Origin of the sequence: Dermabacter sp. (assembly GCF_032550575.1) — a bacterium.
Classification (GTDB): Bacteria; Actinomycetota; Actinomycetes; order Actinomycetales; family Dermabacteraceae; genus Dermabacter; species Dermabacter hominis.
Genome location: NZ_JAWFZC010000001.1, coordinates 84582 through 97561, shown reverse-complemented (window position 1 = coordinate 97561; position 12980 = coordinate 84582). Strand labels below are relative to the sequence as shown.

Annotated in this window: 14 protein-coding genes; 5 read left to right on the top strand and 9 right to left on the bottom strand. The window is 61.4% G+C overall.

Going from position 1 to position 12980, the window contains the following annotated elements:
* Nucleotides 1-8: 8 nt before the first annotated feature.
* Entirely contained in the window at nucleotides 9-1397 is a 1389-nt protein-coding gene (locus E6X30_RS00465) for a glycine--tRNA ligase (RefSeq protein ID WP_070436019.1), read from the bottom strand.
* Between the two features lie 142 nt (nucleotides 1398-1539).
* On the opposite strand from E6X30_RS00465, the gene E6X30_RS00460 reads away from it, so the two are divergent.
* The 5 genes from E6X30_RS00460 to E6X30_RS00440 are packed head-to-tail and all read left to right on the top strand — an operon-like array spanning nucleotide 1540 to nucleotide 5346.
* Complete coding sequence (locus tag E6X30_RS00460) at nucleotides 1540-2709, top strand: metal ABC transporter substrate-binding protein (RefSeq protein ID WP_316335517.1); 1170 nt, start codon at nucleotides 1540-1542, stop codon at nucleotides 2707-2709.
* Between the two features lie 44 nt (nucleotides 2710-2753).
* Entirely contained in the window at nucleotides 2754-3488 is a 735-nt protein-coding gene (locus E6X30_RS00455) for a metal ABC transporter ATP-binding protein (RefSeq protein WP_034373007.1), read from the top strand.
* The gene (locus E6X30_RS00450) at nucleotides 3485-4354 is read left to right on the top strand and encodes a metal ABC transporter permease (protein ID WP_016664472.1); all 870 of its coding nucleotides are present in this window, start codon (nucleotides 3485-3487) and stop codon (nucleotides 4352-4354) included. Before E6X30_RS00455 ends, E6X30_RS00450 begins: the two co-directional genes overlap by 4 nt.
* Nucleotides 4351-4767: a Fur family transcriptional regulator gene (locus E6X30_RS00445; RefSeq protein ID WP_016664471.1), complete on the top strand. Its 417-nt coding sequence runs from the start codon at nucleotides 4351-4353 to the stop codon at nucleotides 4765-4767. The genes E6X30_RS00450 and E6X30_RS00445 overlap by 4 nt, the downstream gene beginning before the upstream one ends.
* Nucleotides 4768-4782: 15 nt before the next feature.
* Nucleotides 4783-5346, top strand: coding sequence for a DedA family protein (locus tag E6X30_RS00440; RefSeq protein WP_016664470.1), 564 nt, complete (start codon nucleotides 4783-4785; stop codon nucleotides 5344-5346).
* 6 nt (nucleotides 5347-5352) lie between these two features.
* Here E6X30_RS00440 and E6X30_RS00435 read toward each other — a convergent pair whose 3' ends face one another.
* The 8 genes from E6X30_RS00435 to E6X30_RS00400 all read right to left on the bottom strand — a co-directional run bounded on the left by E6X30_RS00435 (nucleotide 5353) and on the right by E6X30_RS00400 (nucleotide 12921).
* Nucleotides 5353-6153: an isoprenyl transferase gene (locus tag E6X30_RS00435; protein ID WP_016664469.1), complete on the bottom strand. Its 801-nt coding sequence runs from the start codon at nucleotides 6151-6153 to the stop codon at nucleotides 5353-5355.
* A complete protein-coding gene (recO, locus tag E6X30_RS00430) occupies nucleotides 6150-6920 on the bottom strand; it encodes a DNA repair protein RecO (RefSeq protein ID WP_016664468.1) in 771 nt (256 codons plus the stop codon). Before recO ends, E6X30_RS00435 begins: the two co-directional genes overlap by 4 nt.
* Before the next feature lie 12 nt (nucleotides 6921-6932).
* Nucleotides 6933-8645: a 2-isopropylmalate synthase gene (gene leuA, locus E6X30_RS00425; RefSeq protein ID WP_316335702.1), complete on the bottom strand. Its 1713-nt coding sequence runs from the start codon at nucleotides 8643-8645 to the stop codon at nucleotides 6933-6935.
* Nucleotides 8646-8822: 177 nt separating this feature from the next.
* Nucleotides 8823-9761, bottom strand: a complete 939-nt coding sequence (era, locus tag E6X30_RS00420; protein ID WP_052126893.1) for a GTPase Era — start codon at nucleotides 9759-9761, stop codon at nucleotides 8823-8825.
* A gap of 10 nt (nucleotides 9762-9771) precedes the next feature.
* A complete protein-coding gene (locus E6X30_RS00415; protein ID WP_016664465.1) occupies nucleotides 9772-11073 on the bottom strand; it encodes a hemolysin family protein in 1302 nt (433 codons plus the stop codon).
* Nucleotides 11070-11564, bottom strand: a complete 495-nt coding sequence (gene ybeY, locus E6X30_RS00410; RefSeq protein ID WP_016664464.1) for an rRNA maturation RNase YbeY — start codon at nucleotides 11562-11564, stop codon at nucleotides 11070-11072. Before ybeY ends, E6X30_RS00415 begins: the two co-directional genes overlap by 4 nt.
* Nucleotides 11561-12568 (bottom strand): PhoH family protein, encoded by a 1008-nt coding sequence (locus E6X30_RS00405; protein ID WP_016664463.1) that lies wholly within the window; start codon nucleotides 12566-12568, stop codon nucleotides 11561-11563. Before E6X30_RS00405 ends, ybeY begins: the two co-directional genes overlap by 4 nt.
* Before the next feature lie 2 nt (nucleotides 12569-12570).
* Nucleotides 12571-12921, bottom strand: a complete 351-nt coding sequence (locus E6X30_RS00400) for an HIT domain-containing protein (RefSeq protein ID WP_016664462.1) — start codon at nucleotides 12919-12921, stop codon at nucleotides 12571-12573.
* Nucleotides 12922-12980 lie beyond the last annotated feature (59 nt).

Below are 12980 nucleotides of genomic sequence, written 5' to 3'. Positions count from 1 at the left end.
GCGGCTCCCTAGCATCCCGCAAGGCGCTCGGCGAGGTAGCCCTTGATCTGGGTGAGGGCTACGCGCTCTTGCGCCATGGTGTCTCGATCGCGCACGGTCACGGCCTGATCGTCGAGCGTGTCGAAGTCGACCGTGACACAGTAAGGCGTGCCAATTTCATCCTGGCGACGGTAGCGTCGACCGATCGCACCAGAGAGGTCCATCTCGATGTTCCACAGCCCGCGAAGCTCCGAGGCAAGGTTGTGCGCGGTGGGCTGAAGGTCCTCACTCTTGGATAGCGGAAGCACGGCGACCTTGACTGGCGCGATGCGCGGATCAAGTTTGAGAACGGTGCGCTTATCGACTCCGCCCTTGGTGTTGGGAGCCTCGTCTTCTTCGTAGGCGTCAATAAGGAACGCCATCATCGAACGCGTAAGGCCAAACGACGGCTCGATGACGTAGGGGGTGTAGCGTTCGCCGCTTGCCTGGTCGAAGTACTGCATCTTCGTGCCCGAAGCTTCCGTGTGGCTTGCGAGGTCGAAGTCAGTACGGTTAGCGACGCCCATGAGTTCGCCCCATTCGCTGCCCTGGAAACCAAAGCGGTACTCGAGGTCGATGGTGGCATCCGAATAGTGGGCACGCTCCTCTTCCGGAACATCAAAGCGACGGATGTTTTCGGGTTTGATACCGAGATCGAAAAACCATTTCTCGCATGCCTCGACCCACTCGTCGAAAAATTCGCCGGCACGCTCGGGCTGGGTGAAGAACTCGATCTCCATCTGTTCGAATTCGCGGGTGCGGAAAATGAAGTTGCCCGGAGTGATCTCGTTGCGGAAGGACTTGCCGACCTGGCCGATGCCGAAAGGCGGCTTCACGCGCGCAGCGGTGACGACGTTGAGGAAGTTGACGAAAATGCCCTGCGCTGTTTCGGGGCGGAGGTAGTGCAGGCCTTCCTCGTTATCGACTGCGCCGAGGTAGGTCTTCATGAGGCCCGAGAACTGCTGGGGCTCGGTGTACTCGCCCTTGGTGCCACAGTTCGGGCATGGGATCTCGCTCATGCCCTCGGCTTTACGCCCCTTGCGTTCCTCGAACTCTTCCACGAGGTGATCCTCGCGGAAGCGGTTGTGGCAGCTGCGGCATTCGATGAGCGGGTCCGTGAAGGTCTTGACGTGCCCCGAGGCCTCCCATACGCGAGTAGGCAGGATGATCGAGGAGTCGAGGCCCACCATGTCGGCGCGCGAAGTCACGAACGTGCGCCACCACTGGCGTTTGATGTTCTCCTTGAGCTCAACCCCGAGGGGGCCGTAGTCCCACGCCGAACGCGTGCCGCCGTAAATGTCGCCGGCGGGGAACACGAATCCGCGCTTCTTCGCGAGGGCGATGACGTTATCGAGCTTCGACGGTTGGGGCTTCGCCACGAGATCTCCTTGGAACGATGGGCACGCATGACTTGCGTGCTTTGTTCCACCCTAACCAGAAACCGCCGAAAGGTTGATCCTTCTTGCACGCGGGTAGGTGAAGATTTGCCGCACACCACAACAATCATTGATAATAGTTCTCATGAATGATTCACGCTCACTTTCAGGCATGTCTTCCCCCATTTCTCGCCGCGCGTTCACGCTCGGCGGCGGGCTTTCGCTCGCGGCACTTCTTGCCGGGTGTGGCGGCACGTCGGGTGGTGCAAAGGGGTCCGACGCCTCCTCGGGTTCCGGCGATGTTTCGGTCATGATCACCTGCTACCCCACCCAGTACCTCGCCGAGAAGATTGGCGGAAAGCACGTCTCAATCATCAACCCGGTGAAGCCGGGCATCGACCCTCACGGCCTCGAGCTCTCGGTGCAGCAGGTTGCGCAAATGGCCGATGCTGACCTCGTGGTGCAGATCGAGCACTACCAAACAGCCGTCGACGATGCCATCAAGGCTCACAAGCCGAAGAAGCTTCTGAACCTCAACGAGTTTGTGGACATTCTGCCCGCAAGCGGTGAGGAGCACGAGCACGAACACGGCGATGAGCATGCTCACGAGCATGAACACGAACACGATCACGAGCATGAGGCGAGTGACGGCGGCGGCGAGCACGAACACGAACACGATCACGAGCATGAGGCGAGTGACGGCGGCGGCGAGCACGAACACGAACACGAACACGAACACGATGAGCACTCTGACGAGCATGATCACGAGCACGGTGGCCACGAACATCATCACGATCACGGCGGCATCGACCCGCACTTTTGGCAGGACCCGCACCGCATGATCAAGGCGGCAAAGGTACTCGCCGACACTCTCTCCGAGATCGACGCAGATCACGCCAAGGACTACGCGAAGAACTACGAATCGCTCGAAAAGGAGCTCACGAAACTCGACGAAGAACTCCACGAAAAGTACGACTCCGTGACGCGAGAGAAGGCTTTTATCACGAGCCACACCGCGTTCGCCTACCTCGCAAAGACCTACGACCTTCATCAAATCGGCATCGCGGGCATTGACCCTGAAAACGAGCCCTCGACCGAACGTCTGCTCGAGCTCGCTGATCTCGTCAAGAAGGAGAAGCTGACGACCGTCTTCTTCGAGACCTCGGCGACCCCCGCCGTCGCTGAGGCGCTCGCGAGCCGCACGGGCGCGAAGGCGGAGGAACTTGACAATCTTGAGACGCAGCTCGATGAGAAGAAAGATTATGCTCAGGTCATGCGAGACAACGCCGACAAACTCGTTGCTTCCTGGCAGTGAGTAGCGCCACCACTCACGACGCCGCCGCGTTTAAGGTTCGACATGTGAGCCTCAAACGCGGCGGCAACGTCGTCCTCAAGGACGTCACAGCCCGCATTAACGAGGGCGAAGTAGTCGCGATTCTCGGGCCGAACGGCTCGGGTAAGTCGACGCTACTCAAGGCCATGATCGGGGTGCTGCCCCTTTCGGGTGGAAGCGCCCAGATCCTCGGGCGCCCCTCGACTACGCGGGGTGTGCACGACGCGATCGGATACGTGCCACAAATGGCCGCGTTCAGCGGAAATATTGCGGCAAGCGCGTACGAGACGACCGCGAGCGGCCTGCTCACGAGCACGCGACTGTTCACCCGGGCACCGAAGCACAAGGTCCAGCGTGCCCTCGAATTCGTGGGGCTCGGTGCACTTTCGAGCCGCGCCGTCACGGAAATGTCCGGTGGTCAGCGTCAGCGCGTCATGATCGCTCGCGCTCTCGTGCGGGAGCCACGCATTCTTGTCCTCGACGAGCCCTTTACCGGGGTTGATGCCGCGACTCAAGAGAACATCTCTCAGCTCATCGGCAAGCTCCACGAGCGTGGGACGACTGTCGTTGTCGTGCTCCATGATCTCGACCCGCTGCGCGACCTCATTACGCGCGCAATCGTGATGGAGGAAGGTCGAATTGTTCACGACGGCCCACTCCCCCACGACGATCCGCATGCGGATGCAAGCGAGAGCGAGGACGGAAAGCACCACGTGAACGAGACCATCGACCAGTGCCTAGGGAACGAGATTCACCCGTGAGCCCCCTCGACCTTCTTCTCTCGCCGATCGTCCGCTACCCCCTCATCATCGCGGTACTAGTGGGGCTGACAGCGCCCGTCGTGGGCACCTACCTCGTGCAAAAGCGGCTTTCGCTTCTCGGCGACGGGCTTGGCCACGTCGCGCTCACGGGTGTGGCAATCGGGTGGCTTGCTAGCTCGATCTTCCAGCTTTCCAGTAGCGATGCGCTCGCGATCCCGGGAGCGCTTGCCGCGAGTGTCATAGGTGCCGTGCTCATCGAGTATGTGCGCGAAGTCGGCCATACGAGCCGCGACACAGCCCTCGCGATACTCTTTTACGGCGGCATCGCCGGCGGAGTCGTGATCATTCAACTTGCTGGGGGCACGTCGCAGAGCCTCATGGCATATCTCTTCGGGTCACTCGCGACGGTCACGCACTCCGATCTGTGGGTTGCGCTCGCTCTTGCACTCGTCATTCTTCTCGTCGGCGTCGGCGCGCGCCCACTTCTGTTCGCCGTCACGAGCGATGAGGAGCACGCGCGAGCGATCGGTCTTCCCGTACGTGCCGTGAACGTGTTGATCGCCATTATGGCTGCGCTCACCGTGACCCTCGCGATGAGAATCGTCGGTGCCCTGATGGTGTCCGCTCTCATGATTGTGCCGGTCGCGGCTGCGCAACAGGTCGTTCGCGGATTCACGCGCACGATGCGCGTGAGTATGCTTCTTGGCGTCGTCTGTGCCGTCAGCGGGCTTCTACTGACCGTGTACGTGGATCTTCCGCCTGGTGGCGTGATCGTGCTGATTGCGATTGGGTTCTATATCCTGGGAGTTCTCGCGCAGGCAAGTATTGGCCGCGCGAGAATCTCGCACGAACCGAAGGGCACGTGATTGTCGTGGCAAAACCACTCCGCACCACTAAACAGCGCACCGCGATTTTGGGCGCGCTCGAATCAGCACAGGATTTCATGACGGCACAGCAGCTGCACGATCTTTTGCGAGCCGACGGAGAGTCGGTGGGGCTCGCAACCGTGTACCGGAACATGCAGCCGCTCGTCGACGCTGGTCTCGTGGACGTCATCATCACCGATTCGGGCGAAGCAATCTATCGTCAGTGCACGACGGAATCACACCACCATCACCTCGTGTGCCGCACATGCGGCAAGACCATCGAGTTCCTTCCGCCCGAGCTTGAAGGGTGGGCGAATAAGGTCGCTGAGGAGAATGGCTTCACCCAGATCGAGCACACGCTCGAAATCTTTGGTCTATGCCCCGATTGCTCGGCATCGTCCGCGGCGAAGTAGGCGTCTCCTGCTCGAATGCTCGATTGGATTAACTCCCTTCCTCTTCTGCCCGCGATCGCTTTCCTCATGGTCGTGATCTACTGCCGCGCCGGGGGCACGTACCTCCTGGGAAGGCTCGCCTACACACTCGCGGACCGCGGCCGATTCCACGCGATCCTCACGAGCCCGCGAGTTGAAAACGCCGCAGAAAAAGTCAACAAATGGGGCGCGCCGATCGTCGCACTCAGCTTCCTCACCATCGGCTTCCAAACGGCCGCCAACCTCGCGGCGGGAGTAACACGCATGCCACTTGCTCGTTACCTCCCGGCCCTCCTCATCGGCGGGTTTGCGTGGGCCGTTATCTACGCAACCGTAGGTCTTGCCGCATTTGCCCTGTGGTGGAGGGTGGCCCTCAGCAATCCCTACGTGGCGGCAGCGATGGCGGTGGCAGCCGTCGGACTGCTGACCGCCTACATTCTTCGCAAACGCGCCGAGAGAAACCGCGCCACGAGAGAGCTGGCGCGCGAACGCGTCGTGACGGGCGAACGTGCCCCGCTGCTCCCCGAGATGGGAAGCGGCAAAGCCGAGCGCGACAGCTAGCGCGCCCTATTCGCCGAACCCTTCGGACGTCGCAACCTTGTCTATCGCCCCGCCGAATCGACGGTCGCGTTTGGCGTAGTCGAGAATGGCGCGCCAGAGGGTTCGCCTATCGACGTCCGGCCACAGCTCGGGAACGAAGAGCATCTCGGCGTAGGCGGCCTCCCACAGGAGGAAGTTCGAGGTGCGTTGCTCGCCCGAGGTGCGAATGAACAAATCGACGTCGGGCATGTCGGGGTCGTAGAGGTGGGCACGAATCGTCTTCTCGTTGATGCGCGACGGCGAAAGCTTGCCGTTCTTGACCTTTGTCGCGATCTCACGGACCGCATCCGTGAGCTCCGCCTGACCGCCATAGTTGACACACATATACAGCGTGAGCCCCGTGTTGTGCTTCGTGAGTTCTTCCGCTTCACGCAGCTCTTTGATCACGCTAGGCCACAGCCGTTTTGCCTGGCCGATCCACTTGATGCGCACTCCCCACGAGTGGAGCGTGTTTCGCTGTCGCCGCAAGACGCTCCGCGAAAAGCCCATGAGAAAACGGACTTCGCTCGGGGAGCGCGACCAGTTTTCCGTCGAAAACGCGTAGGCGCTCAGGTGCGTCACGTTCGCCTGGATCGCCCCGGCAACAACGTCAAGGAGAGCCGCCTCGCCCGCTGCATGCCCCTCTGTGCGAGGCAAACCCCGCTTATTAGCCCAGCGTCCGTTGCCGTCCATGACGACAGCGACGTGTTTCGGGATGAAGCGTTCCTCGAGAACCGGGGCCTTCTCCCCCGAGGGGTGTTCGGGCGGGTTCACGTAGCTGGCTTTCACGCGTTCTCCTTTAGCGCCGGCGCGCTTTCGATGAATCGATCCACCAATTCTAGGGCAGCAAGCGGCCGCTCAAGGTGATAGGAAAGAATACGCGCGATGAGACGGCCCGCTTCTGCCTGCGCAGCAGGGTCGGTTGCGAGGGCCTCGTCCCAGTCTCCCGCGAGTAAAAAGATCATATGTTCGGTCACGCTCGGTCGCGCTGCCACGGCGCCGGGGCGCCGGCATTCTCGGCACACGACGCCACCTTGGCTCACATCGAATGCCTGGTGCGGCCCTTCTGCCCCGCACACAGCGCAGTTGCGAAGCTCCGGGCGCCAACCCGCCATCGCAATGCTCCTCAGCAAAAAGGCATCAAGGACGAGCACGGGCGGCCGCCCGGAATTCACGAGCACGTGCAGTGCCCCAACGAGCATCATGTAGTGCGCGCTCGTAGGGTCGAATCCTTCGTTCGTGAGTCTCTCCACGAGCTCGCCCATAGCCGCCGCTGCCGTGTAGCGCGCGTAGTCGCCAGCGATCTGCTCGGCGTAAGCGGTGATCGTCACGACCTGCGAAACGGTATCGAGGGAGCGTCCCCGATGGCACTGCACGTCGACGCGCTGGAAAGGCTCGAGCCGAGCGCCAAAACGGGAGGACGTTTTCCGCACTCCCTTCGCGACCGCGCGGATCTTCCCGTGGTTTTTCGAATAGAGCGTGACGATGCGATCGGCCTCCCCCAAGTCTTGGGTTCGGAGGACGATCGCATCGTCGCGGTACAGCCTCGATGCCACCTGCGAGCGGCCCTAAAGAATCCCCGCGCGTGCGGCACGATTGAGCGCCGAAATTAGCGCCTGAAGTGAGGCCCTGGTAATCGAGCCGTCGATACCCACGCCCCAATAGATTGACTCGCCAATCTCAGCCTCGATGTACGCTGCGGCGAGCGAGTCATCACCCTCGCTCAGAGCGTGCTCGGCGTAGTCAAGAATCCGTACCTTGACCCCGCGCGAGGCGAGCGCCTTCACAAATGCATCAAGCGGGCCGTTACCGAGGCCCTCGATCGTGCTCTCGTGATCCTCGACGCGAAGCTGCACAGCAATTCTGTCTGTCCCTTCGCCCTCAGAGTGCTGGGTGAGCCCCCTGAAGCCGTAGCGTCCCCAGCGCTTGGACGCATCGGGGTTGGGAAGGTACTCGTCGACGAACGCCTCCCACAGCTGGGCTGGAGTCACTTCACCACCGGCAGTGTCGGTGCGGCGTTGCACGATGGTCGAAAACTCGATCTGCAGGCGGCGAGGAAGATCGAGTCCGTGCTCGGTGCGCAGGAGGTACGCCATGCCACCCTTGCCGGACTGCGAATTCACCCGGATAACCGCCTCGTAGCTGCGGCCGATGTCCTTGGGATCAACGGGCAAGTAGGGTACGCGCCACGTCGCCTCGCTCACCTCGACACCCGCGCGCTGCGCATCGGTGTCCATGCGCTCAAGGCCCTTCTTGATCGCATCCTGGTGCGAACCCGAAAAAGCGGTAAACACAAGGTCGCCGCCGTACGGATGACGCTCATGGACCCCGATTTGATTGCAGTGTTCGACCGTACGGCGAATCTCCGGCACATTCGACAGATCGAGTTGAGGATCAACGCCCTGCGTCGCAAGATTGAGGCCGAGCGTCACGAGATCAACGTTGCCCGTTCGCTCCCCATTGCCGAACAAACACCCCTCGATGCGGTCCGCCCCCGCGAGGTAACCGAGCTCGGCCGCCGCCACCCCCGTGCCGCGGTCATTGTGGGGATGAAGCGAAAGCACGACGCTCTCGCGTGCGTGCAAATGGCGATCCATCCATTCGACGGAATCCGCGTACACATTTGGGGTCGCCATCTCGACCGTCGCCGGAAGATTGATAATGATCTTCTTCTCGGGGGTCGGTTTGATGATGTCGATGACCGCGTTGCACACGCGTGCCGCGTACTCGAGCTCCGTGCCGGTGAATGACTCGGGCGAGTATTCGTAGGTGATGTCGCAGCCATCGAGCGACTCCTCGTATTTCTTCGCGAGCAACGCCCCCTGCACGGCTATGTCGAGAACCTCGTCCTCGTTCGCGCGGAATACGACATCGCGCTGCACGATCGATGTCGAGTTGTAAAAATGCACGATTGCGCGCTTAGCGCCCTGGAGCGCCTCGTACGTGCGCTCAATCAGGTGCTCACGACACTGGACAAGCACCTGAATCGTCACGTCATCCGGAATGAGATCCTGCTCGATAAGGGTGCGGCAGAAGTCAAAGTCCGTTTGCGACGCCGAAGGAAACCCGATCTCGATCTCCTTGAATCCCATCCCCACGAGAAGGTTGAACATTCTGAGCTTCCGCTCGGTGTTCATGGGGTCGATGAGTGCCTGGTTACCATCGCGAAGATCCACCGCACACCAGCGCGGCGCACGGGTAATCACGCGGTTTGGCCACTCGCGCCGCTCAAGCGTGAAGGGAATCTGCTCGTGAAACGGGAGATACCGCTCGACTGGCATACCAGAGGGCACCTGGGGCGCATCCCCATGCTGGCCGAGAACTGGCGTGCGCGGATCTTCGGTTGCGGCAACAATACGAGCGTCTCGGTTCATGGCCGTCACCTTACACCTGGGGCAAGCAATGCGAGAGCGGCAACCGTCGGACACTCGAAATGTGAGACGGAGCCGATCCAAAAACTAGAAGCCCAGGCGACCGAGCTGCTTGGGGTCCCGCTGCCAATCCTTGGCGACCTTCACCCGAATATCGAGATGGACCGGGCGACCCATGAGATCCCTGATGCCACGACGCGCCCGCGTACCGACCTGCTTGAGACGCTTACCGCCCCTGCCGATCACGATTCCCTTTTGGGAGTCGCGTTCAACGAAGAGCGAAACGCGCACCACGAGCCTGCCTTCGCCGGGCGCTACCTCCGCGAACGGATCACCATCGAGCGACTCCTCCACGATCTCCTCGACCACAACGGCGAGGGAATGCGGGAGTTCATCGCGCACACCCTCGAGCGCAGCCTCGCGCACGAGCTCCGCGATACGGTCGCTCACGCTCTCCTCCGTGAGTTGATCATCCGGGTAGAGCGCTGGGCCCTCGGGAAGATGCGAGGCAATGACGTCCATGAGCACGTCGATCTGCTCACCCTCAAGCGCGGAGATGGGAACGATGTCTTCAGCCTTGACAAAACGCTCAACCTCCATGAGGTGAGCGGCGAGCTCGTCGCGGCTCACGAGATCCACCTTCGTCACGATCGCCACGATCGCCGGGCTCCGACGGTTGCCACGCAACTGTCGAAGGTCCTCCGCGATAAAGCGATCGCCAGGCCCGATCTTCTGGTCAGCCGGAAGACAAAAGCCCACGACATCAACCTCGGCCAGGGTTTCGCGCACGAGATCGTTGAGGCGCTTACCAAGGAGTGTGCGGGGGCGATGAACGCCCGGGGTATCGACGATGATGATCTGGTCGTGTTCGCGGCTGACGATCCCTCGAATGGCTCGCCTCGTCGTTTGAGGTTTCGAGCTCGTAATCGCGACCTTGTCCCCCACCATCGCATTCGTGAGCGTCGATTTGCCGACGTTGGGCCTGCCGACGAGAGCGACGAAGCCACTTCGATGCACGGTTTCCACTTTTGCTCTCCTAATCGTCGCTCTCGTGCGACTCGTCACCGGTATCGCGCGGGGCGCGACTGACGAGAATTGCCGAGACCTGCTTGCGTCTGCCACTCGTGCGATCCGCTTCCATGTGTAAACCGTGGGCAGTGCCCTCGGCGCCCACGATCGGCACCCTTCCGATGGTCTTCGCGAGGAGACCACCGATCGTGTCAACATCGTCGTCTTCGATCTCGAGATCGAACAGCTCGCCGACCTCGACGATGGTCATGCGCGCGGGAACGCGGTATTCGCCTTCGGCGACCTTCTCGGCCTCTTGCTCGCGGCGGTCGTGCTCGTCGGCAATCTCCCCCACGATCTCTTCGAGGATGTCCTCAATCGTGACGATGCCGGCAACACCACCGTATTCGTCAACGGGGATACCAACGTGCACGCGAGAGGTACGCATGGCTTCCATGACGCGATCGGCAGTGAGGAACTCCGGGTAGAACTTCACGGGCCTCATGATCTCTGTGACGGGCCGATCGCCGCCGGGATCCCACGGCGAATGAATCGCACGCATCACATCCTTGAAGTACAGCATGCCGAGCAGGTCGTCGACGCCCTCTTCGCCGATGACGGGAATTCGGCTGTACCCCGAGCGTACGAACAGGCGCATGGCCTTGTTCGCGGTCGCGTCCGCGTCGATCGTCACCATGTCGGTGCGGGGCACCATGACCTCGCGGATCATCGTGTCGTCAAGATCAAACACACCCTTGATCATGTTGCGCTCGTCGTCTTCGAGCGCTTCCGTTTCACTCGCGCGATCCACGAAGTGGCGAAGCTCCTCCTCCGTCGCGAATGGTCCCCCCGCGACCTTTCCTCCGGGCGTGAAGGCGTTCGAGATGTGGATGAGGACCTTCGCAGGAAGGGCGAGGACGACCCGGGCGAAACGGACAAGCGGCGAAAGAGCCGAGATCGTTTTCTCTGGGGCACGCCTGCCTAGCGTGCGGGGCGACACGGAGGCTCCCATGAACGACACGAGGAAGGTCACCGTAATCGCGAGGAGGAGTGGTAGCCACAGGCCCTCGAGCCGTTCGAACATGAATGCTGTGATGACAACCGCGTAGGTCGTTTCGGCAAGAACGCGCCCGAGCGCGATGGTTGCGAACGTCGTGTGGGTGTCGTCGTGCATCGTGAGGATGCGGTCCCGCTTCTTTTCTTCGTCTTCAAAGTAGCGCTCGATACTGTGGCGCGAAAGCGTGCTGAGCGCGGCGTCAGCAGCCGAGAAACACACCGCGAGGACGATCGCGACGATAGCGAGTGGAACGAGAAAAGCGATGGCACTCATGCGTCGGGGCCGCCGGTATCGCAGATGCCCACGCGAGAGCCACGGCCAGCGAGAAACGTCAACAGGAGCTTGCGCTGGAGCGTGAACATCACACGCTCTTCCTCGGGCTCGACGTGGTCGTAGCCGAGCAGGTGAAGGATGCCGTGAGTGAGCAGAAGAAGCATTTCTTCTTCAGAGCTGTGGCCGGCAATACGGGCTTGCTGCGCGGCGACGGTGGGGCAGATGACGATGTCCCCGAGGAGGCCTTCGGGGGCGAGCTCCCCTTCGCGTCCTTCGCGAAGTTCGTCCATGGGGAAGCTCATGACGTCGGTGGGCCCCTCGAGGTCCATCCATTCCTCGTGGAGTTCACTCATGGCCTTCTCGTCCACAAACGTGATCGACAGTTCGGTGGCCGGGTGCAAGAACATAGCGTCGAATACGTAGCGGGCGAGATCAACGAACTCGCGGGCATCGATCTTGGCGGTCGTTTCGTTGTTGACTTCGATGCTCATCGCTTCCCCTTTTTCTTCGGTGAGAACTCGGAAAGATCCCAACGCGCGTAGGCGTCGACGATGTCGCTGACGAGTCGGTGGCGCACGACATCCTTGGAGCTCAAGTGGCAAAAGGCAATGTCGTCGACCTTACCGAGGATGCGTTCGACGACTTTGAGGCCGCTGCTGGTGCCTCCGGGAAGATCCACCTGGGTCGCATCGCCCGTGATCACCATGGTCGAGTTGAAACCCAAGCGGGTCAGGAACATCTTCATCTGCTCGGGTGTCGTGTTTTGCGCCTCGTCGAGGATGATGAAGGCATCGTTGAGCGTACGCCCGCGCATGTATGCGAGCGGCGCAACTTCGATCGTTCCCGCCCCCATGAGCCGCGGGATGGACTCGGGGTCGAGCATGTCGTGTAGCGCGTCGTAGAGCGGGCGCAAGTAGGGGTCGATCTTCTCGTTGAGCGTGCCCGGGAGAAATCCGAGGCGCTCGCCTGCTTCGACCGCGGGGCGCGTAAGGATGATCCGGTTGATCTGCTTATCGAGAAGTGCACGCACGGCTTTCGCGACCGCGAGGTACGTTTTTCCGGTGCCTGCGGGGCCGATGCCGAACACGATCGTGTTCTCATCGATAGCGTCCACGTACTCTTTCTGGCCGATCGTCTTCGGCCTAATCGTGCGCCCTCGTGCGGAGAGAACTGATTGACTGAGGATCGCCGACACGTGCTGGTCACGTCGCCGATCATCGCCGTAGAGTTCTGCGGCGCGGTGGACGGCTTCGCCCGTCACGGTTTCGCCGCTTGCGGCGATCTCAATGAGAGAGTTCATGATGGCGGCAGCGCGATCGAGAGAGCCTTCGGGGCCGCGCAGTGTGATCTGGTGTCCGCGCATCGACACGTCGATGTCGGGCATGATCTTCTCGATGACATTGAGTGCCTGATCATTCGCGCCGAGAACGGCGACGGGACGCAAGTGGTCGGGGATTGCGACGTAGCGTTCGAGGATTTCGGTGGTCTCCTGCACGGTTAGAAGAGGTCTCCTTCGGATTGGGCTTTACCGGCAAGAATGTGCCCGTGCACGTGGAAAACGCTTTGGCCAGCGCTTTCACCGGTATTGAAGAGGAAACGGAACTCGCCTCGGGCATGTTCCTTCGCGACCGCGCCCGCTGCCTTGACGACCGCGGCAAGCAGGTCCTTGTTGGCCGAGAGCTCCACGATGTTGGCGTAATGTTCCTTCGGCACGGCGAGCACGTGAACCGAAGCTTTCGGCTCAAGGTCTTTGAAGCACACGACGTCGGCGTCCTCGTAAACCTTGGTCGACGGGATCTCGCCGGCAACGATTTGGCAAAAGACACAATCTGGTGCGGTCGTGGTCATCGGTTCCTCCTCAGGGCTGCCGCCGCACGGTGCCGGGAATTGGCGCGTGGCGGCTCGTG